The organism is Tersicoccus solisilvae, assembly GCF_014643255.1.
Classification (GTDB): Bacteria; Actinomycetota; Actinomycetes; order Actinomycetales; family Micrococcaceae; genus Tersicoccus; species Tersicoccus solisilvae.
This window is the reverse complement of the sequence record NZ_BMJI01000024.1, coordinates 1-21,912: the sequence shown is the minus strand read 5'-3', so window position 1 is coordinate 21,912 and position 21,912 is coordinate 1. Positions and strand designations below refer to the sequence as shown.

General features: G+C 73.5%; 24 protein-coding genes, 1 pseudogene and 1 riboswitch. Of the genes and pseudogenes, 18 read left to right on the top strand and 7 right to left on the bottom strand.

All coding sequences use genetic code 11. The features are described 5' to 3' along the window. The first annotated feature begins 17 nt into the window (after positions 1-17). The 5 genes from IEX22_RS14005 to IEX22_RS13985 all read left to right on the top strand — a co-directional run bounded on the left by IEX22_RS14005 (position 18) and on the right by IEX22_RS13985 (position 3,811). Positions 18-524 carry a MaoC family dehydratase gene (locus tag IEX22_RS14005; RefSeq protein WP_188669028.1) on the top strand — a complete coding sequence of 169 codons (507 nt, stop codon included), beginning with the start codon at positions 18-20 and terminating at the stop codon, positions 522-524. Beyond that, positions 524-1,474 (top strand): NADP-dependent oxidoreductase, encoded by a 951-nt coding sequence (locus tag IEX22_RS14000; RefSeq protein ID WP_188669020.1) that lies wholly within the window; start codon positions 524-526, stop codon positions 1,472-1,474. Before IEX22_RS14005 ends, IEX22_RS14000 begins: the two co-directional genes overlap by 1 nt. A 10-nt stretch (positions 1,475-1,484) precedes the next feature. Next, complete coding sequence (locus IEX22_RS13995; RefSeq protein ID WP_188669019.1) at positions 1,485-2,324, top strand: HpcH/HpaI aldolase/citrate lyase family protein; 840 nt, start codon at positions 1,485-1,487, stop codon at positions 2,322-2,324. Between the two features lie 5 nt (positions 2,325-2,329). Then, positions 2,330-3,196 (top strand): sigma factor, encoded by an 867-nt coding sequence (locus IEX22_RS13990; protein ID WP_188669018.1) that lies wholly within the window; start codon positions 2,330-2,332, stop codon positions 3,194-3,196. A 288-nt stretch (positions 3,197-3,484) separates the two neighbouring features. Next, positions 3,485-3,811, top strand: a complete 327-nt coding sequence (locus tag IEX22_RS13985) for a helix-turn-helix domain-containing protein (protein WP_188669017.1) — start codon at positions 3,485-3,487, stop codon at positions 3,809-3,811. Between the two features lie 52 nt (positions 3,812-3,863). Here IEX22_RS13985 and IEX22_RS13980 read toward each other — a convergent pair whose 3' ends face one another. Together IEX22_RS13980 and IEX22_RS13975 are read right to left on the bottom strand one after the other, a co-directional pair. After that, complete coding sequence (locus IEX22_RS13980) at positions 3,864-4,484, bottom strand: ClpP family protease (protein WP_188669016.1); 621 nt, start codon at positions 4,482-4,484, stop codon at positions 3,864-3,866. Further along, the gene (locus tag IEX22_RS13975; protein ID WP_188669015.1) at positions 4,481-5,086 is read right to left on the bottom strand and encodes a ClpP family protease; all 606 of its coding nucleotides are present in this window, start codon (positions 5,084-5,086) and stop codon (positions 4,481-4,483) included. The genes IEX22_RS13980 and IEX22_RS13975 overlap by 4 nt, the downstream gene beginning before the upstream one ends. Positions 5,087-5,272: 186 nt before the next feature. Between IEX22_RS13975 and IEX22_RS13970 the strand changes: the two genes are divergently transcribed. From IEX22_RS13970 to IEX22_RS13950, 5 genes are all read left to right on the top strand, one after another. After that, positions 5,273-6,007, top strand: coding sequence for a sulfite exporter TauE/SafE family protein (locus IEX22_RS13970; RefSeq protein ID WP_188669014.1), 735 nt, complete (start codon positions 5,273-5,275; stop codon positions 6,005-6,007). 45 nt (positions 6,008-6,052) lie between these two features. Next, on the top strand, positions 6,053-7,294 hold the full coding sequence (gene dxr / locus IEX22_RS13965; protein WP_188669013.1) for a 1-deoxy-D-xylulose-5-phosphate reductoisomerase: 1,242 nt from the start codon (positions 6,053-6,055) through the stop codon (positions 7,292-7,294). Between the two features lie 32 nt (positions 7,295-7,326). Continuing rightward, positions 7,327-8,664, top strand: a complete 1,338-nt coding sequence (locus IEX22_RS13960; RefSeq protein ID WP_188669012.1) for a M50 family metallopeptidase — start codon at positions 7,327-7,329, stop codon at positions 8,662-8,664. Positions 8,665-8,784: 120 nt separating this feature from the next. Further along, positions 8,785-9,951 carry a flavodoxin-dependent (E)-4-hydroxy-3-methylbut-2-enyl-diphosphate synthase gene (ispG, locus tag IEX22_RS13955; protein ID WP_188669011.1) on the top strand — a complete coding sequence of 389 codons (1,167 nt, stop codon included), beginning with the start codon at positions 8,785-8,787 and terminating at the stop codon, positions 9,949-9,951. 13 nt (positions 9,952-9,964) lie between these two features. After that, positions 9,965-10,801 carry a GNAT family N-acetyltransferase gene (locus IEX22_RS13950; RefSeq protein ID WP_229660053.1) on the top strand — a complete coding sequence of 279 codons (837 nt, stop codon included), beginning with the start codon at positions 9,965-9,967 and terminating at the stop codon, positions 10,799-10,801. 7 nt (positions 10,802-10,808) lie between these two features. Here the strand turns inward: IEX22_RS13950 and IEX22_RS13945 are convergent, their stop codons facing one another. Together IEX22_RS13945 and IEX22_RS13940 are read right to left on the bottom strand one after the other, a co-directional pair. Next, entirely contained in the window at positions 10,809-11,309 is a 501-nt protein-coding gene (locus IEX22_RS13945) for a hypothetical protein (protein WP_188669009.1), read from the bottom strand. A gap of 68 nt (positions 11,310-11,377) precedes the next feature. Then, positions 11,378-12,670, bottom strand: a complete 1,293-nt coding sequence (locus IEX22_RS13940; RefSeq protein WP_188669008.1) for an acyl-CoA dehydrogenase family protein — start codon at positions 12,668-12,670, stop codon at positions 11,378-11,380. A gap of 10 nt (positions 12,671-12,680) precedes the next feature. Then, positions 12,681-12,769, bottom strand: a riboswitch (SAM riboswitch). A gap of 131 nt (positions 12,770-12,900) precedes the next feature. Between IEX22_RS13940 and IEX22_RS13935 the strand changes: the two genes are divergently transcribed. Together IEX22_RS13935 and IEX22_RS13930 are read left to right on the top strand one after the other, a co-directional pair. Beyond that, positions 12,901-13,221 (top strand): ArsR/SmtB family transcription factor, encoded by a 321-nt coding sequence (locus IEX22_RS13935; protein ID WP_188669007.1) that lies wholly within the window; start codon positions 12,901-12,903, stop codon positions 13,219-13,221. Continuing rightward, positions 13,218-13,622: a VOC family protein gene (locus IEX22_RS13930; protein WP_188669006.1), complete on the top strand. Its 405-nt coding sequence runs from the start codon at positions 13,218-13,220 to the stop codon at positions 13,620-13,622. The genes IEX22_RS13935 and IEX22_RS13930 overlap by 4 nt, the downstream gene beginning before the upstream one ends. Before the next feature lie 43 nt (positions 13,623-13,665). Here the strand turns inward: IEX22_RS13930 and IEX22_RS13925 are convergent, their stop codons facing one another. After that, a complete protein-coding gene (locus IEX22_RS13925; RefSeq protein WP_188669005.1) occupies positions 13,666-14,244 on the bottom strand; it encodes a DoxX family protein in 579 nt (192 codons plus the stop codon). A gap of 187 nt (positions 14,245-14,431) precedes the next feature. On the opposite strand from IEX22_RS13925, the gene IEX22_RS13920 reads away from it, so the two are divergent. Both IEX22_RS13920 and IEX22_RS13915 read left to right on the top strand, forming a co-directional pair. Next, complete coding sequence (locus tag IEX22_RS13920) at positions 14,432-16,234, top strand: proline--tRNA ligase (protein ID WP_188669004.1); 1,803 nt, start codon at positions 14,432-14,434, stop codon at positions 16,232-16,234. 81 nt (positions 16,235-16,315) lie between these two features. After that, on the top strand, positions 16,316-17,068 hold the full coding sequence (locus tag IEX22_RS13915; protein WP_188669027.1) for a sulfite exporter TauE/SafE family protein: 753 nt from the start codon (positions 16,316-16,318) through the stop codon (positions 17,066-17,068). Between the two features lie 71 nt (positions 17,069-17,139). On the opposite strand, the gene IEX22_RS15925 is transcribed toward IEX22_RS13915, so the two are convergent. Further along, complete coding sequence (locus tag IEX22_RS15925) at positions 17,140-17,871, bottom strand: VIT1/CCC1 transporter family protein (protein WP_229660057.1); 732 nt, start codon at positions 17,869-17,871, stop codon at positions 17,140-17,142. Positions 17,872-18,153: 282 nt separating this feature from the next. Beyond that, positions 18,154-19,317: pseudogene (locus IEX22_RS15920) on the bottom strand (DUF4439 domain-containing protein); the annotation flags it as partial. Between the two features lie 133 nt (positions 19,318-19,450). Here IEX22_RS15920 and rimP point away from each other — a divergent pair. The 4 genes from rimP to IEX22_RS13890 all read left to right on the top strand — a co-directional run. Next, positions 19,451-20,074, top strand: a complete 624-nt coding sequence (rimP, locus tag IEX22_RS13905; protein ID WP_188669002.1) for a ribosome maturation factor RimP — start codon at positions 19,451-19,453, stop codon at positions 20,072-20,074. Position 20,075: 1 nt separating this feature from the next. Beyond that, the gene (nusA, locus tag IEX22_RS13900) at positions 20,076-21,113 is read left to right on the top strand and encodes a transcription termination factor NusA (protein ID WP_188669001.1); all 1,038 of its coding nucleotides are present in this window, start codon (positions 20,076-20,078) and stop codon (positions 21,111-21,113) included. Positions 21,114-21,126: 13 nt separating this feature from the next. Next, positions 21,127-21,513 (top strand): YlxR family protein, encoded by a 387-nt coding sequence (locus IEX22_RS13895; protein WP_306464465.1) that lies wholly within the window; start codon positions 21,127-21,129, stop codon positions 21,511-21,513. Positions 21,514-21,623: 110 nt separating this feature from the next. Then, positions 21,624-21,912, top strand: a 289-nt coding sequence (locus IEX22_RS13890) for a translation initiation factor IF-2 N-terminal domain-containing protein (protein ID WP_188668999.1), incomplete at its 3' end; no start/stop codon positions are given.

Sequence of the window (21,912 nt, the reverse complement as noted above, 5' to 3'; positions counted from 1 at the left end):
CCACCGGGTCGGTCCCGATCACCGAGGCGGTCCGGCAGCGCGGCCTGTACTTCGAGGAATACCGGGCCGGGGTGGTCTACGAACACCGGCCCGGGCGCACCATCACCGAGGCCGACGACGTGCTGTTCACCACCCTGTCCGGCAACACCCAGTCGCTGCACCTGGACGAGCACTTCGCCGCCAGCCAGCCCTTCGGCCGGCGCCTGGTCAACTCGATGTTCACCCTGTCGCTGCTGGTCGGCCTGTCGGTGGCCCAGCTGACCGAGGGCACCATCGTCGCCAACCTCGGCTTCGAGGCCGTCGAGTTCCCCGCGCCGGTCTTCCACGGGGACACGCTCTACGCGTCGACCGTCGTCGTCGGCAAGCGACTCTCGCAGAGCCGGCCGGGGCAGGGCATCGTCACGCTCAAGCACACCGCCCGCAACCAGACCGGTGCCGTCGTGGCCGTGGCGACCCGCTCGGTGCTGATCTGGTGCGAGGATGCGCACCGCCGGCACGAGAGCGCCGGGTCGGCACCGGCCTGATGCACGCCTTCGCGTTCGCCTCCCACGGCGGCCCGGAGGTCGCCGGGCACCTCGAGCTCCCCGTTCCCGCGCCCGGTCCCGGAGAGCTGCTCGTGCGGATGGCCGCGGCGGGCGTCAACCCGGCCGACGTCAAGGTCCGCTCCGGGCAGCGGCAGGGCGCCTTCGACGTGCGATTCCCCATGGCGATGGGCCGGGAGGCCGCCGGTGCGGTGATCGCGGTCGGTCCCGGAGTGGACGGCTGGACCGTCGGCGAGGAGGTGTTCGGTGCCGCCGCCGGCGGCACCGGGGCGCTGGCCGAGGCCGTGCTGCTGGACGCCGGGAGCGTGGCCCGCCGGCCGGACGGGGTGCCACCCGAGCAGGCCGCCAGCATCCCCGTCTCCGTCGGCACCGCGTGGGACGCCCTCGACGAACTCGACCTCCGCGCCGGCGCCACCCTCCTCGTGCTCGGCGCCGGCGGCGGCGTGGGCAGCGCGACCTGCGGGATCGCCGCCGAGCGCGGCCTGACCGTGCTCGGCGTCGCCTCCGCGGGCAAGCGGGACCTGGTCGAGGGGCTCGGCGCGACCCACGTCCCCTCCGGTGAGGGATGGACGGGGCGGGTGCGTTCCCTGGCCGCCGACGGTCGGGTCGACGGCGTGATGGACCTGGTCGGCGGCGACGTGCTGCGGGCCGGCGCCGCCCTCGCCCGTGATCCCCGGCGGATCCGCAGTGTCGCCGCCCCGCAGATCGCGGGGGAGCTGGGCGGCTCCGGCGTCACCCGCAGGCGCACCACCGCCGTCTTCTCCGCCATCGCGCAGGCCGTCGCCGCCGGCCGGTTCACCCCGGTCGTCACCCTCACCGTGCCCCTGGCGCAGGCCGAGCGGGCCGTCGCCGCCGTGGAGGACGGGCACGCGACCGGCAACGTCGTGGTCGTCGCCGACCGCTGCGCCGGAGCGCCCGGCTCGGCCCCGTAGCATCGACGCTGTGACGACGTCGACCTTCGCCCTCGGTCCTGCCCTGCTGTTCTGCCCCGCCGACCGGGCGGACCGCTTCGCCAAGGCCGCCGACCGGGCCGACGCCGTCATCCTCGACCTCGAGGACGCCGTCGCCCCCGTGGACAAGGAGACCGCGCGCGCCAACCTCGCCGAGCATCCCCTCGATCCTGCGCGCACCGTCATCCGGGTCAACGCGGCCGGCACCGAGGACTTCGACGCCGATGTCGCGGCCCTGGCGGACCTGCCGTACCGCACCGTGATGCTCGCCAAGACCGAGTCCGCCGCCCAGGTGCGGGCGCTGGGCGGTCACGACGTGATCGCGCTGATCGAGACCGCCGCCGGGGCGCTCGCGGTCGCGCAGATCGCCGCCGAGCCGAACGTCGTCGCGCTGATGTGGGGCGCCGAGGACCTCGTCGCCTCCCTCGGCGGTACGAGCAGCCGCACCGTGGACGGCCGGTACCGGGCCGTCGCCACCCATGTCCGCTCGACGACGCTGCTGGCCGCGGGAGCTCACGGGAAGGCCGCGATCGACGCCGTCTACACGGCGATCGGCGATGCCGACGGGCTGACCGCCGAGTGCGAGGACGCCGCCGCCACCGGATTCGCTGCCAAGGCCTGCATCCACCCGTCCCAGGTGGCCGCCGTCCGCGCCGCCTTCGCCCCGAACGCGGAGCAGGTGGCCGACGCCCGCGAGCTGCTGGCCGAGGCCGAGCACCGGCCCGGCGTGTTCTCCTGGCGTGGCGCCATGATCGACGAGCCCATCCTGCGGCACGCCCGCGCCGTCCTCGCCCGCGCGCATGGCGGCCGCGGGGACGGAACCGGCAGCTAGTCACGGTGGACGCGACGGACGAGTTCAAGACCGAACGGCCACGCCTCCTGCGGGTGGCGGCACGCATCCTGAACGACCCGGTCGAGGCCGAAGACGTCGTGCAGCAGGCATGGCTGCGCCTGCACGGCACCGCGGGGCCGATCGAGAGCCTGCCCGCCTGGCTGACGACCGTCACCACCCGGCTCTGCCTGGACCGGCTGAAGGCGCGAGTGGCCGTCTCGGTCGACCCGACCGCGCCGCCCGGGCCGCTCGAGGAGATCGCCGTCGTGCCGGATCCGGCCGACGCCGCTGTCCTGACCGACGCCGACGGCGGCGCACTCGGCGTGGTCCTTGACCGGCTCACCCCGTCCGAACGGGTCGCCGTCGTGCTGCACGATTCCTTCGCCGTCGACTTCCCGACCGTCGCCGGCATTCTCGACACCACCCCGGCCGCCGCCCGCAAGCTGGCCTCCCGCGCCCGGGCGAAGGTGGCCCAGCCGGGCCACGCTGCGGAGGACCCGGACCACCGCCCCGCCGCGTGGGAGGTGGTCGACGCGTTCCTGGCCGCGGCCCGCGAGGGCGACCTGGCCCGGCTCGTCGCCCTCCTGGCCCCGGACGCGCGGATCACGGCGGACGAGCCCGCCGTCCGCGCCGGCACCCCCGAGCGGATCGAGGGCCGGGACGCCGTCGCCGCCTTCTTCCACGGCAGCGCGCGCGCCGCGCTGCCCGTGTTCGTCGGCGACGGGCCGGGCGCGGCGTGGTACCACCGGGGCGAGCCCCGGGTGCTGTTCGACTTCACGGTGCAGGACGGCCGCGTCGAGGAGATCACCGTCCGCGCCGACGCGGTGGTGCTCGCGCGCGTGCGGCGTCGGAAGGGCGCGCAGTTCGCCTGAGGTCGGCGCGCCCGGACCGGTCACACTCGCGGTCTCCCGCTCGTCATCACGGGTGTACGACCATCACCCCCGCGCCTCCCGAAGGAGCCGACCAGGAAGACCATGACCTGCCGCGATCTCGGCGGCCCCTGCGACCTCGCCCACCCGCAACCCGCCAGCTCGTCAATAGATGCACACCGATGCCCGATTCGGGGCCGGCTGGAGCATCTATTGACGAGCTGGCGCAGGGCGGCTCTGCTGTCAGCGGATCGTGGTGACCGAGCGCCCTCGTCGCCCTACGCTGAGGCGATGGGCGACCTCATCCCCTTCCCGGGACGGCATCGGTCCGCGGCGCCGGACGACGACGCCGTCGTCGACGTGCCGCTGCGGACGGTGCTCGGTGACGTGCTGCGCGAAGCGCGGCAGGCACGCGGGCAGCGCCTCACCGACGTCGCCGCCGAGGCCGCCATCTCCGCGCAGTACCTCTCCGAGGTCGAGCGCGGGATCAAGGACCCGTCCTCGGAGATCGTCCGCGCGATCGGCCGGGCGCTCGACCTGACCACCCTGGACCTGCTCGAGCGCAGCGCCGACCGCCTCCGCCCGGCCACCACGGGACCGGTCCTGCTCGCGGCCTGACCGGCCGCCACCCCTGGGCTGACCAGTCGAACCCGACCGGACGCGGCTCCGCTCACCGGCGCGCGAGTTCCCGCTCGGTGGCCTTCCTCGAGTCGACGACATGATCCACGATCCCGTAGCTGCGGGCCTGCTCCGCCGTCAGCACGAGCGACCGGTCCGTGTCCCGCCGCACCTGCTCCGCCGTCCGGCCGGTGTGCCGGGCGAAGAGTTCCTCGAGCTCGGTGCGCACCCGTCCCATCTGCTCGGCCTCCACGATGAGGTCCGGGATCGCGCCCCGGCCGCCCTCGGCCACCGGCTGGTGCAGCACCACCTGCCCGCGCGGGAGGATGGCCCGCTCGCCCGGCGCGCCGCCCGCGAGGAGGAGGGCCGCCGTGAAGACGGCCTGGCCGACGCACGTCGTGCGCACGGGCGGGCGGACGTACTGCATCGCGTCGTAGACGGCCAGCATCGCCGGGATCGACCCGCCCGGCGAGTTGATGTACAGGTCGATCGGGGTGTCCGGGTTGACCGCCTCCAGGTGCAGCAGCTGGGCGATGAGCACGTTGGCGACCCCGTCGTCGATCCCGGTCCCGAGGTAGACGATCCGGTCGGTGAGCAGGCTGCTGAAGACGTCGAGGGTCTGGGACCCGCGGCCGTCCTGCCGGGTCACGTAGGGGACGGTGTAGCTGTTCACGCCGTCACCCCGATCGGGGTGCGCACCGGCGGGAGGACGACCGCGAGGTCGTCGACGACGCCGTCGATGAAGCCGTACGCCTCGGCCTCGCGCGCCGTGAACCAGCGGTCCCGCTCGGAGTCGGCCCGGATCCGCTCGATCGGCTGTCCGGTGTCCTCGGCGATCAGGCCGAGCACCGTGTCCCGCGTGTGCCGCAGATCCTCGGCCTGGATCGCGATGTCGCCGGCGGTGCCGCCGATCCCGGCCGAGCCCTGGTGCATGAGGATCCGGGCGTGCGGCAGGGCGAAGCGCCGACCCGGCGTGCCCGAGCTGAGCAGGAACTGGCCGGCGCTGCAGGCCAGGCCGAGCGCGAGGGTCGAGACGCTGGTCGGAAGAAGCCGCATCAGGTCACGGATGGCGGGCATTGCCGGGACGGACCCGCCGGGGGAGTTGATCCAGAGGCTGATCTCCCGGCGCGGGTCCTGCGCCGAGAGCAGGAGCAGCTGGCTGCACAGACGGTTGCCGGTGGTCTCGTTCAGTTCGGTGCCGAGGACGAGGATGCGCTCGGCCATCAGCTGCCGGGTCAGGTCCTCGTCCAGGGGGAACACGTCGATGGTCGTCATGGGTCCAGCCTCACCGGCGGACGACGGCACGGGAAGGCCGTGCCGCCGACAGCTGATCCGCCGTCAGCGGCGCGCCCGACGTCGCCAGGTCGTCAATAGATGCACACGCAGGGCTCGATTCGGGCCCCGATGGAACATCTATTGACGACCTGGGGGAGGGGGGAGGGCGTCGGTAGAGTGACCCGGGTGTTCGCCCTCGTCCTCGCCGCCGTCGTCGTCGGGGCCGTGGCGCAGCGCATCTCCGGTCTCGGGTTCGCGCTCGTCGTCTCCCCGGTGCTCGTCCTCGCGCTCGGCGCGTTCGACGGCGTCATGCTCGTCAACCTGTGCGCGGCGGTCTCGGCGTCGATGGCGCTGCTGCTGGTCCGGCGCGACGTGGACTGGCGCCGGTACGCGGCGCTGGCCGGCTGCGCGCTGGTCGGCATCGTGCCCGGCGCCTGGCTCGCCGCATCGCTTCCCGGGCCGGTGGTCGAGATCTCCATCGGCGTACTGCTGGTCGTCGCGCTGACCATCTCCGTGCTGCTGACCCGCACCTCCGTCGTCCTCTCCGGTCCGCTGACGCTGGCGACGAGCGGCGTCGCCTCCGGTCTGATGAACGCCGCGGCCGGCATCGGCGGCCCGGCCGTGAGCGTCTACGCACTGCTCAGCCGCTGGCCGCATCGCTCCTTCGCCGCGACCCTGCAGCCCTACTTCCTGACCCTCGGCCTGTGCTCGCTGGGCGCGAAGTGGGTCGCCTCCGGCGGCCGGATGCCCGGACTGGAGCCGTGGCAGTGGGTCACGATCATCGCCTGCACCGCCGGCGGACTGCTGCTCGGCCAGCGGATCGCCCCGCACGTGCCCGCCGCCGCGGCCCGCCGCATCGTCGTGGCCATCGCGTACCTCGGCGCCGCCTCCCTCCTGGTGAAGGGGCTGACCGACCTCTGACCCGGCCGGCGGCGTGATCGGCGATGAGGGCGGCATACTGGACGGATGCCGGTGACCCGCGACGACGACCCCCTCCCGCCCGGCCCGATCCGGCCGACCGACGGCGGACGGCGCCGCTCGGTGAGCCTGCTCGGGTCCACCGGGTCCATCGGCACGCAGGCCATCGCCGTCGCCCGCGCCAACCCGGATCGATTCCGCGTCACCGCGCTCGCGGCCGGCGGCCGGGACCTGCGCCTGCTCGCCGAGCAGACCGTCGCCGTGCGCGCCGAGGCCGTCGGCATCGCGACCGGTGACCCCGCGCAGCTGCAGGACGCCATCGACGACGCCGCCCGCGCCGCCGGACGGCCGGGCCAGCACCGGCCCCAGATCGAGCAGGGGCCCGACGCCGCCGCCCGGATCGCCGCGATCGGCGCCGACGTCGTGCTCAACGGGATCACCGGGTCCATCGGGCTGCGGCCCACCCTGGCGGCGCTGGACGCCGGCTCCACCCTCGCCCTGGCCAACAAGGAATCGCTCATCGTCGGCGGCCCGCTGGTGAAGGCGAAGGCCGCGCCCGGCCAGCTGGTGCCGGTCGACAGCGAGCACAGCGCCATCGCCCAGAGCCTGCGCGCCGGCACCGCCGCGGAGGTGCGCCGGCTCGTCGTCACCGCCAGCGGTGGACCGTTCCGCGGTCGCACCCGTGACCAGCTGCGCGACGTGACCCCGGCCCAGGCCCTCGCGCACCCGAACTTCGCCATGGGCCGGGTGATCACCACCAACTCGGCGACCCTGGTCAACAAGGGCCTCGAGGTGATCGAGGCGCACCTGCTCTTCGACGTGCCCATGGACGCGATCGACGTCGTGGTCCACCCGCAGCAGTACATCCACTCGATGGTCGAGTTCGTCGACGGCGCCGTCGTGGCGCAGATCGGCAGGCCGACCATGGCGGTGCCCATCGCGCTCGGGATGGGGTGGCCGGACCGGGTGCCCGATGCGGAGGTGCCGATCGACTGGACGACGGCCGCGGACTGGCGGTTCGAGCCGCTGGACGACGAGGCGTTCCCCGCCGTCGTGCTGGCCCGCCGCGCCGGCGCCGCCGGCTCGACGTACCCGGCCGTCTACAACGCCGCCAACGAGGAGTGCGTCGACGCGTTCCACGCCGGGCGGCTCGGCTTCCTCGGCATCACCGAGACCATCGAGCGGGTGCTCAGCGAACACCGGGCCGACGGGCAGCTCAGCGTGGATACTGTTCTCGAGGCCGAACGGTGGGCGCGGGCCCGCGCCCAGCAGCTGCTCGCCTCGCGCTGACACCCCGACCGACACCACCCCGCAGGACGGCCATGACAGTACTGCTCTTCATCCTCGGCGTCCTCGTCGTGGTCGTCGGGATCGTGGTCTCGATCGCGCTGCACGAGGTGGGTCACCTGGTACCCGCCAAACTGTTCGGGGTCCGCGTCACCCAGTACATGATCGGCTTCGGCCGCACGCTGTTCTCCGTGCGCCGGGGTGAGACGGAGTACGGCATCAAGGCCGTGCCGGCGGGCGGCTACATCGCCATGATCGGCATGTACCCGCCGGCCACCGCCGACGGCCGGGTTCGCGCCTCGACCACCGGGGTGTTCCAGACCATGGCCGACGACGCCCGCCGCGCCTCCGCCGCCGAGCTGCGGCCCGGCGACGAGAACCGCATGTTCTACCGGCTGCCGGTGATCAAGCGGATCATCATCATGCTCGGCGGCCCGTTCATGAACCTGCTCATCGGCACCGTGCTGATCGGGGTCCTGATCATGGGCTTCGGCACCGCGCAGCCGACGACGACGGTCGGGTCGCTCAGTCAGTGTGTCGTCACCGCCGAGCAGCAGCAGCGGACCGGCCAGACGGACTGCCTGGCCACGGACGAACCGTCCCCCGCGGTGGCCGCGAAGCTGCAGCCCGGCGACACCATCGTCGCCTTCGCCGGCACCGACGTCACCTCCTGGAACCAGTTGACCACCCTGATCCGCCAGAGTGCGGGCAGGACGGTCCCCATCGTCGTCGACCGCGACGGCACCCGGGTGAGCTCGACCATCACCCCCGTCGTCAACGACGTCTCGGTGTTGGACGCGAAGGGCACCCCGGTGCGCGACGCGAACGGCACGGTGCAGACGACGCGGGCGGGGTTCGTCGGCATCGGACCCGAACAGCGGATGGTGGCCCAGCCGATCACCGAGGTGCTGCCCACGGTCGGGCAGAACATCGGCGCGGTCGTCGGGGTGGTTCTGCACCTGCCCCAGCGGATGGTCGAGGTGGGCCAGGCCGCGTTCAGCGACGCCCCGCGGGACCCGGACGGGCCGATGAGCGTCGTGGGTGTCGGGCGCATCGCCGGCGAGGTCGCCGCGACCGACCAGATCGACGTCCGGTCCAAGGTGGCCGGGCTGATCGGCCTGGTCGGCAGCGTCAACATCGCCCTGTTCGTGTTCAACCTCATCCCGCTGCTGCCGCTGGACGGCGGCCACGTGGCCGGCGCCCTGTGGGAGGCGGCCCGCCGCGGCGTGGCCCGGGTGTTCCGCCGCCGCGACCCGGGCCCGGTGGACATCGCGAAACTGATGCCGGTGACGTACGTGGTGGCCGGGCTCCTGCTCGTGATGGGGGCGCTGTTGATCTTCGCCGACATCGTCAAACCCATCAGCATCTTCTGACGCGGCGTCGTCCGAGCCGGCCGTCCCCACGCTGCCGGCGAACGATCCGGCCGGCGGGTCGGCACCGAACGGTCGGAGGGGGATAATGGACGTCGGTCCACCGATCCGTGAGGAGAGACTTTGACCTCGGTCAGCCTGGGAATGCCCGCTTCACCGCCGCCGGTGCTCGCACCGCGCCGGAAGACCCGCCAGATCATGGTGGGCAGCGTCGGCGTCGGGTCCGACTACCCGGTCAGCGTCCAGTCCATGACGACGACGCCCACCACCGACATCAACGCGACCCTGCAGCAGATCGCCGAGCTCACCGCGTCGGGCTGCGACATCGTCCGCGTCGCGTGCCCGAGCCAGGACGACGCCGACGCGCTGCCGATCATCGCGAAGAAGTCGCAGATCCCGGTGATCGCGGACATCCACTTCCAGCCCAAGTACGTGTACGCGGCGATCGAGGCCGGCTGCGCCGCGGTCCGCGTGAACCCGGGCAACATCCGCAAGTTCGACGACCAGGTCAAGGAGATCGCCCAGGCGGCGAAGGACCACGGCACCTCGATCCGGATCGGCGTCAACGCCGGCTCCCTCGACAAGCGGATCATGGACAAGTACGGCAAGGCGACGCCGGAGGCGCTGGTCGAGTCGGCCGTGTGGGAGGCCTCGCTGTTCGAGGAGCACGACTTCCACGACTTCAAGATCTCCGTCAAGCACAACGACCCGGTCGTCATGGTGCGGGCGTACGAGCTGCTCGCGCAGCGCGGTGACTGGCCGCTGCACCTGGGCGTGACCGAGGCCGGGCCCGCGTTCCAGGGCACCATCAAGTCCGCCACCGCGTTCGGGGCGCTGCTGTCCCAGGGCATCGGCGACACCATCCGCGTCTCCCTCTCCGCCCCGCCGGTGGAGGAGGTCAAGGTCGGCAACCAGATCCTCCAGTCGCTGAATCTGCGGCCGCGCAAGCTCGAGATCGTCTCCTGCCCGTCCTGCGGGCGGGCGCAGGTCGACGTCTACACGCTGGCCGACAAGGTGACCGAGGGTCTCGAGGGCCTGACCGTCCCGCTGCGCGTGGCCGTCATGGGCTGCGTCGTCAACGGCCCCGGCGAGGCCCGGGAGGCCGACCTGGGCGTCGCGTCCGGCAACGGCAAGGGCCAGATCTTCGTCAAGGGCGAGGTCGTCAAGACGGTGCCCGAGGACCAGATCGTGGAGACCCTGATCGATGAGGCCATGCGGATCGCGGAGGAGATGGGGGAGACCGGTGACGAGGATGCCGTCCAGGGCAACCCCGTGGTCACCGTCGGCTGAGCTGCGTACCCCCGTGCCGGCCGGCGGCGACGGCGTCCGCGAGCTCGTCGCCGCGGACACGGCGATCCTGCGCGAGCTGATCGCCGCCGATCCGGTCGCCAACATCTTCCTCGACGCGCAGCTCGGTTCCCGCGGCATCAGTGCCGGCACCGGCCGGATCCTCGGCCACCTGACCGGCGGTCGGCTGACCGCGGCGTGCTGGGCCGGCGCGAACATCGTGCCGCTCGGCACCACCGCCGATGTCGCCGCCCCGATCGCGGACGCCCTGGTGGCGATGCGCCGCAGGTTCTCCTCGATCTTCGGTCCGGCCGAGGCGGTGCTGCCGCTGTGGGACGAGATCAAGGGCCGCAGCCCGCACCCGTTCGACGTCCGGCCCGACCAGCCGCTCCTCGCCGTCGGCCCCGAGGTGCCCGTGCGCGGGCCCGGCCTGGTGCGCGTCGCCGCGCAGGACGACTTCGACGTCGTGCTCCCGGCGTCCGTGGACATGTTCACCGAGGAGGTCGGGTACAGCCCGCTGCAGGCGGGGGAGCAGTCCTACCGCGAGCGGGTGCGCGGGTTCATCGCCGGCGGGCAGTGCCTGATCCACCGGGACCGGCACGGTGACCTCGTGTTCAAGGCCGACCTGGGCACCATCAGCGCCCGCGCCAGCCAGGTGCAGGGCGTCTGGGTCAATCCGCGCTTCCGCGGTCAGGGGCTCGCGGCGGGGTTCATGGCCGACGTCGTCACCCTCGCCCGCCTCCGCGCGCCCGTCGTCAGCCTCTACGTCAACGACTTCAATGCCCGGGCCCGCGCGGTGTACGACCACGTCGGTTTCACCCCGGTCGGCCGGTTCGCCACCGTCCTGTTCTGAGGGACGCTCAGCGCAGGAAGCGGGCCGGCGCCGTCGCGCGACGGATCGCGGTGAGCTGTTCGCGCTGGTCACCGGCGCGCCGTTGCAGCCGTTGCAGGGCCGGCCGGTCGAGTCCCGTGTCCGCCGGCAGCACCAGCAGGGTGTCCCACAGCGATTCCTTCATGTCGACCGCGGACTCCAGCGCCTCGATCTCCATCTGCGCCGCCTGGGTGCCGCGGCGGCGCAGGGGGTTGATCGGATCGAGCCGGGCGACGGTGGCCGAGGCGATGCCGATCACCCGGCGCACCGGGGGGATCCGGTAGCCGAGCCGGCGGATCAGGGCCGCCAGGTCGCGGCGGTCGGCGTCCACGTCCGCGGTCAGACGGCGCAGTGCCGGTCCGTGCTCCGTCGACCCCCACGTGCGGCTCACCGCCCGGAAGAGACGCAGACCGGAGCCGGCGGCGAGCAGGTGGTGCACGAGATAGGGGGCCAGTTCGTCGTCGTCGAGTCGTTCGTGTCCGTTCGCCATAGCGCCATTGAACACGTCGTGGGAGCGCTTCGCGAGTGCGCTGGTGGCCACTGCGGAGGACGCCGCGGTCACGGCCGCGACCCGGGGGAGGGGCGGGCGTCGCCGATGGCGTTCAGCCCCTCGGGCGGGGTTCCGTTGACGTACCAGTCGCCGATGGCGCGGGCCCGGAACACCGCGGGGTTGTGGGTGGCGACGGTCCGGGCGTTGCGCCAGTGCCGGTCCAGCCCTTTCGCGGTGCTGGTCGCGGAGGCGCCGGCGGCCTCGAACAGCTGCTGCGCCGCGGCCAGCGCGAGCTCGGGCACGGTCACCTGGGCCTGTTCGACGTCGACCTCCGCCCGCAGCTGCGCCTGGGTGGCCGGCGCCGGTTCCTCGCCCGCGCCGGTGGCGGCCGGGGCGCCGACCAGCGCCCGGTCGAGGCTGCGGGCGGCGGCCAGCACGGTGGCCTCGGCAGCGAACGCGTTCGCGGCGATCCGGCCGACCACCTGCTGGATCAGCGGGTCCTCCCGGAACGGCAGGCCCGACCCGGTGTTGAAGGTGCGCGCCCGGCCGGCGACCAGGGTCGCGGCGTCGTCGCGCGCGGACCGGGCGATACCGGCGAGGACCGCGAGCAGCACGAGCTGGAAGAACGCGGCCTCGTGCACGGCCTCCGCCGAGCCGACGACGCGGTCCAGCACGTCGACGTCGTCGACCAGGACGTCGGTGAACGTGGCGGTGCCGGTGCCGGTCAGGCGCTGCCCGAACCCGTCCCAGTCGTCCTCGACGGTGACGCCGACCGCGGTCACGGGGACGACGGCGAAGCGGCGGCCGGGCGCGTCGTCGAGGGCGGCGCTGACCCGGGTGTGGTCGGAGAAGATCGTGCCGGTCGTGTAGTACTTCGTGCCGTTGAGTCGCCAGACGCCGGCCTCGTCGCGGCCCAGCGTCGTGTTCACCGTGCCCAGGGCGTTGCCGCCGCGCTCGGTCGAGGCGTTGCCCACGGTCTGGCCGGCGGCGATCCGGCCGTACCAGCGCTCCCGCACCGCCTCCGGCTGCCAGCGCAGCGACTCGGTGAACCCGAGGTGGGACCGGTAGAGGTGGGCGACGTTCGAGTCGGCGGCGGCCAGGTCGACGAGCACCCGGATCACCGTCTCGACGGAGACCCCCGCGCCGCCGTGCGCGGCCGGCACCCGCAGCGCGCCGAATCCTGCCTCGTCCAGCCACCGCACCGGCTCGTGGGGGAGGGTCCGCTCCTGGTCGCGACGCCGTGCGCCCTCGGCGATGCGGGCGAAGATCGGGGCGAACCGGGCGTGCACCCGCGCGTACTCGGCGGCGGGGTCGACCGGCGGGACGAAGGACGCGGGCACAGGGGAAACGGTCGTGGTCATCGGCACATCAGCTCCATCGCACCTGGCGGTAGCACCGGCTCCGGAGAGTGGTTGCTGCGGCGTCGTGGAGCCAGGTCTCTCGGCCGCTCGGGATGGTGGGCGCCCCCGGGGGGGACACGCTCAGCCCAGACGACGACCGGGTGCTGCCGCAAGTCCGCGGTGGCGTGCACGGGACACACGAGGTCATACGCCCCTGGACAAGCAACCCGTGAGTTGCCTATTCTGACGCCGTGGACGACGGGTTCACCGCCATCGCCCATCCGGCCCGACGGGCCCTGATCGGCGAGCTGGCGGAGCGGAACGACCAGACGCTGTTCGAGTTGACCGTCCGGCTGCTCGAGCGGCACGGCCTGGCCCTGACCCGCCAGGCCGTGGCCAAACACGTCACCGTCCTGAAGGCGGCCGGCGTGCTCACCGTCAGCACCCGCGGGCGGACCACCGTTCACCACCTGCGCGCGGAGGGGCTGGCGCCGGTCCACGACTGGCTCGACCGGCTGCCCCGCCGCACCCCCGACACCAGCCCATCGAAGACCACCCGGGAGCAGTCATGATCATCACCACCATGAGCGTCTTCGTCGACGACCAGCAGAAGGCGCTCGAGTTCTACACCGGCACGCTCGGGTTCGTCCCGCAGCAGGACATCCCGCTCGGCGGCCCGCACCGGTGGCTGACCGTCTCCTCGCCCGAGCACCCCGACGGGGTGCAGATCTCCCTCGAGCCCGCCGAACATCCCGCGGTCGGGCCGTTCCGCGACGCCCTGGTGGCCGACGGGATCCCGTTCACCAGCTTCGGCGTCGCCGACGTCACCGCCGAGTTCGAGCGCCTGCGCGGCCTCGGCGTCGTGTTCACCCAGGAACCGGTGAACCACGGCCCCGTGACCACCGCGGTGTTCGACGACACCTGCGGCAACCTCATCCAGATCGCCGCGATGACCGGCACCCCGACCGACTGAGACGGTGCCGCTGCCGCCGATCCTCGGATCCTCGGAGGTCGGCTCAGGCGGGGTCGGTCGAGCCTTCCTCGACCGGAGTGACCGCCGCTTCCGGCGTCGCGTCCGCGGCGAGCGCCTGACGGCGGCGGTGGACCTGGACGCCGATCGCCACCGGGATGGCGGCGACGGCGACCGCCCGCATCCACGGCCGGTCCAGCACGTGGCCGGTGAGGGCGTCCAGTGAGGCGCGGCCGGGTCCGCCGACGGCGAAGGACGTGGCGGCCAGACCGAGCACCGCCGGGTACTCGAAGCCGCCCTCGGTGGCGAAGAAGCCGTTGGGGGTGTGCACGCTGGCGGCCACGCCCATCGTCGTGGCGGCCGCGGCGCCGGCCACCGGCGTCCCGAGGCCCAGGGCGAGGGCCAGTCCCGCCCCCGCCTCACCGACGCCGGCCAGCAGCGCACTGGTCCTCGCCGGCCGGAACCCCATGGCGTGCATGCCCTGGCTCGTCCCCTCGATGCCGCCGCCGCCGAACCAGCCGAACAGCTTCTGCGAACCGTGGGCGACCAGCACGCCGCCGAGGCCGACGCGGAACAGCGTGCGGGCGACGGTGGTGGCGACCGGGGTCGTGGTCTCGTGGCTCATGGGGATCCTTCCGGTGGGGACGGGGTCGAACGCAGGCGCCAGTCTACGGAGCCGGCAGCCGCCGGTGCCGGGACCGGGTGCCGTGCTCCCGGCCTCGGACGGCCGCCACGGGCCGTCGGACGCCCTGTAATACACTCGCTGAGGGCCGGATCGGCCCGACTCCTGCCGACGATCGGATCCCGCCCCCGTGGTCACCCGCCTCTCCCAGCTCTTCCTCCGCACGCTGCGCGAGGACCCCGCCGACGCCGATGTCGCCAGCCACCGGCTGCTCGTGCGCGCCGGGTACATCCGCCGCGCCGCCCCGGGCATCTACTCGTGGCTGCCGCTCGGGTTGAAGGTGCTGGGTCGGGTCGAGGCCATCGTGCGCGAGGAGATGAACGCGATCGGCGCCCAGGAGGTGCACTTCCCGGCCCTGCTGCCGCGGGAGCCCTACGAGGTGACCAACCGCTGGACGGAGTACGGGGAGAACCTGTTCCGCCTGCAGGACCGGCGCGAGGCCGACTATCTGCTCGCGCCCACCCACGAGGAGATGTTCACCCTCCTGGTCAAGGACATGTACACGTCCTACAAGGACCTGCCGGTGTACCTCTACCAGATCCAGACCAAGTACCGGGACGAGGCCCGGCCCCGGGCCGGGCTGCTGCGCGGTCGCGAGTTCATCATGAAGGACTCCTACTCCTTCGACGCCGACGACGAGGGCCTGCAGCGCGCGTACGACGCCCACCGCGCCGCGTACGTGCGGATCTTCGCCCGGCTCGGCCTCGAGGTGGTCGCGGTCAACGCCGTCTCCGGGGCCATGGGCGGCTCCCGCAGCGAGGAGTTCCTGCACCCCACCGAGGTGGGGGAGGACACCTTCGTCCGCTCCGCCGGAGGCTACGCCGCGAACGTGGAGGCCGTCACCACGGTGGCGCCCGCCCCCGTGGACGCCACGGACGCCCCCGCCGCGCACATCGAGGACACCCCGGACACGCCCACCATCGAGACCCTCGTCGCGGTAGCGAACGAGCGTTTCCCCCGCGAGGACCGCACGTGGACCGCGGCGGACACGCTGAAGAACGTGGTCATCGCCGTCACCCTCCCGACGGGGGAGCGACGCATCGTCGTGATCGGTCTGCCCGGGGACCGCGCGGTCGACCTCAAACGCGTGGAGGCGACCGTCGGGGAGCACCTGGGCGTCACCGGCGAGGTCGCGGTCGAGGCCGCCACCGAGGCGGATCTGGCCGCCAACCCCGGCCTGGTCAAGGGCTACATCGGCCCCGGCGTGGGCCTCGACGCCCCCGTCCTCGGCACCACCTCCCGCACCGGCCTGACCTACCTGCTCGACCCGCGCATCGTCGACGGCACCCGCTGGATCACCGGCGCCAACCAGCCGGGCCGGCACGTGTTCGAGCTGACCGCGGGGCGCGACTTCGTGGCCGACGGCGTGATCGAGGCCAGCGAGGTGCGCGCCGGCGACGAGGCGCCCGACGGTTCCGGGCCGCTCGAGCTGGCCCGCGGCATCGAGATGGGTCACATCTTCCAGCTCGGCCGCAAGTACGCCGAGGCCCTCGACCTGCAGGTGCTCGACGCCAACGGCAAGCGCGTGATCGTGACCATGGGCTCGTACGGCATCGGCGTCAGCCGCGCCGTCGCCGCCCTCGCCGAGAGCAACCACGACGAGAAGGGTCTCGTCTGGCCCCGCGCGGTCGCGCCGTTCGACGTGCACCTGATGGCCACCGGCAAGGGCGAGGAGATCTTCGCCGCCGCCGAGCAGCTGGCCACCGACCTGGAGGCGGCCGGCCTCGATGTCCTCTACGACGACCGACCCCGCACCTCCCCGGGCGTGAAGTTCGGCGACGCCGAGCTGCTCGGGGTGCCCACCGTCGTCGTCGTCGGCCGCGGCCTGGCCGACGGCGTCGTCGAGGTCAAGGACCGTCGCACGGGCGAGAGCGTCACCGTGCCGGTCGCCGACGCGCTCGGGCACCTGTGCGGCGTCGTCCGTGGCTCCTGAGGGCCGCCGCGTGCCGGCCCGACCCGTGACGACCCGCTCGTGACCACCGGCCTGGAGGCCGCCGACCCCGCCGTCATCGTCATGGTGATCGTCGCCGGCCTGGCCGCCGGCTGGGTCGACGCCGTGGTCGGCGGGGGCGGTCTGCTGCAGCTGCCGGCCATGCTGCTGGTACCGGGCATCACGCCGGTGCAGGCCCTGGCCACCAACAAGATGGGCTCCGTGTTCGGCACCACCACCAGCGCGGTGACCTACTACCGGCGGGTCCGGCCGGATCTGCGCACCGCGTTGCCGATGGCCGGGTTCGCCCTCGCCGGCAGCGTCGGCGGCGCCGTGGTCGCGGCGAGCCTGCCGCAGCAGGTCTTCAAGCCCGTCATCCTGGTCGCGCTGATCGCGGTCGCCGTCTTCACCGCGCTCAAACCGGACGCCGGCCAGGTCACGCGGCTGCGCCACCAGGGCCGCCGCCACCACGGCCTGGCCGCCCTGATCGGCGCGGTGATCGGCTTCTACGACGGGCTGCTCGGTCCGGGCACCGGTTCGTTCCTCGTGATCGCGCTGGTCACCGTGCTCGGCTACGCGTTCCTGCAGGCCAGTGCCAAGGCCAAGATCGTCAACGTCGCCACCAACATCGGCGCCCTGCTGTTCTTCGTCCCGCACGGCTCGGTGCTGTGGGGGCTCGGCCTCATCCTCGGCGCGGCGAACATGGTGGGCGGCTACCTCGGTGCCCGCACCGCCGTCGCCCGGGGCAGCCGCTTCATCCGGGTGGTGTTCCTCGTCGTCGTGGCGCTGCTCGTGCTCAAGCTCGGCTCCGACATCCTCGCGGATCTGCGCGCCTGAGCAACGGCGAGGGGCCGGCGTGCTGCCGTCCCCTCGCTGGTCGGTCGCCTGGCGCGCCCGCGGCCGGTGGATCAGCCGACGCCGGAGACGCCGAGGAGCTGACCGACGAGGAAGGTCGCGGCGAGGGCCAGCGCGCCGCCGATGACCAGCCGCAGCGTCGCCCGCAGCTGCGGTGCCCCGCCGAGGCGCGCCGAGACGGCGCCGGTGATCGCCAGGGCGATGAGGGTCACGACCATCGTCACCGGTACCCGCCAGCCGGCCGGCGGCAGCAGGATCGCGATCATCGGCAGCAGCGCGCCGACGAGGAACGCCCCGAACGAGGCGAACGCCGCGTGCCAGGGGCTGACGACGTCGTCCTGGTCGATGTTCAGCTCCATGGACAGGTGGGCGCTGAGCGCGTCCTTCTCGGTGAGCTCGATGGCGACCTGCCGGGCGGTCTCCTCGCGCAGGCCCCGCTCCCGGTACAGCTCGGTCAACTCGGCGAGCTCGCCGTCGGGATCGTCCCGCAGTTCGGCGGTCTCCTTGGCGATGAGCGCCTGTTCCGTGTCCCGTTGGCTGCTGACCGAGACGTACTCGCCGAGCGCCATCGACACGGCACCGCCGATGACGGCGGCGGCGCCGGCCACGAGGATCGGGCCCGGTTCCGTCGTGACGCCCGCGACGCCGACGACGACGGCGGCCACCGAGACGATGCCGTCGTTGGCGCCCAGCACCCCGGCGCGCAGCCGGTTCAGGCGCTGGGACAGGCCGGAGGCGGCGTGCGGCTCGGGGCGGTCGTGGAGGCGGGGCTGCGGCTGGTCCATGACGGCATCCAACACCCGGAGCGGGGTTCGTGCCAGGAAGGTTCGGCTTGCCTCACCCGGTCCGCTGCGGCCGCGCGGGGCGTTCGGCTCGGCGGTGGTGGTGGTGGACCCGGTGGTCGCCGGCGGGACCGAGTGGCGGCATGGCCGTGGTGGTCGGCCCGACGACCCGACGCACCGAGACGTTGCCGATCCCGACGTTGCCGATCCCGACGTTGCCGCTGATCCCGGTGTCGCCGGGCCGGACGCCGGCGTGCCCGGGACGAGGTCGTCGCTCAGTCCGGGGGCGGCGGCGATGCTTCCGGTGACGGCCGTCCGGGCGCGCGCGGCGTCGAGCAGGAGCGGCACGGCCCGCGCGCGGAGGGTCGCGTCGCCGAAGGCGACGACATCGCCCCAGGCCAGCGTGGAGTCCTGCTCGAGCCGGGCGATCGCCGCGGTCGCCCGCGTCGGGGTGTCGAGAACGGCGTGGTCGACGGCGAACGCCGGCCGCTGCGGTTCGACGGCCCGGCAGAGCGCCCGGGCGGCCTCGGCGGCGGTGGCCAGCCGGAGCCGGTGCGCCCGTTCCGCGGTCGTCGCCACGGGCAGGGCGGCACCGGCCCGGGCGCGCAGCACCTCGTACGTGTAGACGGCCCGCTGCTCGGTCAGCTGCGCCCGGGCGAGGGCCTCGGCCGGACCCGGCGCGGGGGACGGGGACGGCGTGGCACTCGGAGAGGACGGGTCGGACGTCGGGGTCCCGGGGGCGGCGCCGGTCGGGGTCGCACTCGGGCAGGCCGACGGCGTGGTGGGTCCGCCCGCGCTGGTGGTGCCACCGATCCGCCGGGTCGCGTCGGGCAGGGTGACGCCGGCGGCGCCGGCGAGGCGGTCGGCCCACTGCACCTGGGCGACGCCGGTCGCGGCGAGGACCCGGGCGATCCCGCCCTCCGCAGCCGATGCGGGGGACGGGGAGGGCACCCCTGCCGACGTCGTCGTGGACGAGGGGCCCCCCGACGCGACGGCCGGCGAGCCGAGGCCGGCCGCATCCGTGAGGCTGCGCACCCCGACGTCCTGCAGGGCACGGGCGACCGTCGCCGGGCTGACCCCCGCACGCGTCGCCGACCCGGTCGCGGTGGGGGCCCCGGCGCCGGCCAGCAGCCGCCGGTGCACGTCGATCGCCGGGATCACCGCTGTCAGCTGCGCCCGGACCGCCGGGGTCGTCCCGCCGCGGCGCAGCAGCAGACGCACGTCGCCGTCCAGCCGGGCCAGCGCGGTGGCCGCGACCTCCCGTGCGGATTCCGCCCGGGAGCGTTCGGCCGGCACGGGCGGGGACCCGGGCACCAGCAGGGGTCGGAGCAGCACCGCGCTCAGCGCGGCGACCAGCACGAACACCAGCACCCCACCGAGGGCCAGCAGCCACGGCCGGCGTCGGACAGCACGGTGGGGAGTCCCCGACCCGGCCCGGCTCGCTCCCATGACCCTCGATCCTGCCACGGTGAACCGCCCGTCACCCGGCATGCCGGCCGTCCCGGCGGACGGTGTCCCGACCCGGCGCCGGGACACGGTAATGTCGTTAGGCTGGAGCACAACCACGTAGCAGGAGGTCATGATGGCGGCCAGGTCCGGCCAGAAGCACGCGCCGGTGCCACGGCGCAACGCGCAGCCGGCGGCGGCCGACGTCGAACGCGTCGAGGCTCTGCTCGCCCCGCTGGTCGCCGACGCCGGCCTGCATCTGGAGCAGATCCGGGTGCACGGGCCCGCGACGCTGCGCACGCTCAGCGTGGTCGTCGACCTGCCGGAGGACCGGTCCGGTTCGCTGTCCCTCGACGAGGTCGCCGAGGTGTCCCGCCGCCTGTCGGACGCGCTCGACGAGCAGCCGGACACCCTGCCCGGTCCCGTGAACCTCGAGGTGTCCTCGCCCGGGGCCGAGCGGAAGCTGACGGAACCGCGGCACTGGCGCCGCTCGGTCGGGCGCCTGGTCTCGGTGGTGACGACCTCCGGGTCGACCGTCGTGGGCCGGCTCACGGCAGCCGACGAGACGGAAGCGACCCTCGTCCCGCGGCTCGAGGGTGCCAAGGGCACGAAGCCGAAGGACGGCGACCCGGTGCGCATGGCCTACGCCACGGTGACCTCCGCGCGCGTCCAGGTCGAGTTCACGGCCCCCGAGGACGAGGACCGGGACCAGCACGACGACACCGATCAGCACGACTCCGCCGAGGACGAGGAGGCCTGAGATGGACATCGACATGAGCGCCCTGCGACTCCTCGAGCAGGAGCGGGAGATCCCGCTGGACCGGCTGATCCCGGCGATCGAGCAGGCCCTGCTGGTCGCCTACCAGAAGAGCACCGGCCACACCCACCAGGCTCGCGCGGAGCTGGACCGCAAGACCGGTCACGTGACCATCTACGCGGCCGAGACCGACGACGACGGCAACACGGTGGGCGAGTACGACGACACCCCGGCCGGCTTCGGTCGGATCGCGGCCAGCACCGCCCGGCAGATCATCCTGCAGCGGCTGCGGGACGTCGAGGACGACGCCGTCATCGGCGAGTTCCGCGCCAAGGAGGGCGAACTCGTCTCCGGGTTGATCCAGCAGGGCCGCAGCGCCCACATGATCCAGGTGGACCTCGGCACCGTCGAGGGGGTCCTCCCGCCGCCCGAGCAGGTGCCGGGGGAGGACTACAAGCACGGCAACCGAATCCGCGCGTTCGTCGTCGACGTCCACCGCGGCATGAAGGGGCCGTCCATCCTGCTGTCCCGCTCGCACCCGGGGCTCGTGCGCAAACTGTTCGAGCTCGAGGTCCCCGAGATCGCCGACGGCAGCGTCCAGATCGTGGCGCTGGCACGCGAGGCCGGGCACCGGACCAAGATGGCGGTCGCCGCGCGGGTGCCCGGAGTGAACGCCAAGGGCGCCTGCATCGGCGAGATGGGGTCCCGCGTCCGGGCCGTGATGAGCGAGCTCGCGGGCGAGAAGATCGACATCGTCGACTGGTCCGACGACCCGGCGGTGTTCATCGCCCACGCGCTGTCGCCGTCGCGGGTCAGCTCGGTGACCATCGTCGATGCGGCGAGCCGGTCCGCCAAGGTCGTCGTGCCCGATTTCCAGCTGTCCCTCGCCATCGGCAAGGAGGGGCAGAACGTGCGGCTCGCCTCCAAGCTGACGGGCTGGCACATCGACATCGCGGCAGATACCGCGGCGAGCCGCGACCGCGCCGGCGGACCGACGTCGACCCCGGACGCCGCGGTCGACGGCGCTGCCGGGAATCGCTGACACGCCCCGGTTCGTGGCGCGCCGGGAACAGGGGCTAGACTTGAACGGTTGGGACAACCGCGAGGGACCCGTGCGCACGTGCGTCGGGTGCCGCCGCCGGGACCCCCAGCACCTGCTCGTGCGGGTGGTCCGCCTCTCCTCCTCCAGTCCCCGACTGCGAGTGGACGTGCGTCGCCGCCTTCCTGGCCGCGGGGCGTGGCTCCATCCGGAGCCGCAGTGCCTGCACCGGGCGCTCTCGCGCCGGGCGTTCGACCGGTCCTTCCGGGCCGCGGTCGACGCCACCGACGTCGAGTCCTGGATCGCACAGCACGTCCCGGGGACATCACCCGTCCCTGGGACGACCGTCAACCTGAAAGCGGGTCAGAACACTGATGGAAACCCGATGAGTGCCTCCCGATGAGTACGTCACTGTGCTCTCTCATCGCCGCTGACCGCGCCCCGCGCAACGGAAGCGGCAGTACGGAATAGACGGTCCGCCACCTGTCCGGCGCGGACCGAGACAGGAGAAATGTGGCCAAGGTCCGCGTTCACGAGCTCGCCAAGGAGCTCAACATCACGTCGAAGGACGCCCTCGCCAAACTGCAGGAACTGGGCGAGTTCGTCCGGTCGGCGTCCTCGACGATCGAACCCCCCGTCGCGCGCAAGCTGCGCTCGGCCTACGCGTCCGCGCCGGCCGCCGGTAACGGCTCGGCGCGTCCCGCCGCTCGGCCGTCCGCAGGATCGGCGGGCGCAGCGCCCAAGTCCAGCGCCGCCGCGCCGGCGGCCCCGGTAGCATCGGAGCAGGCCCCGGCCGCCGACG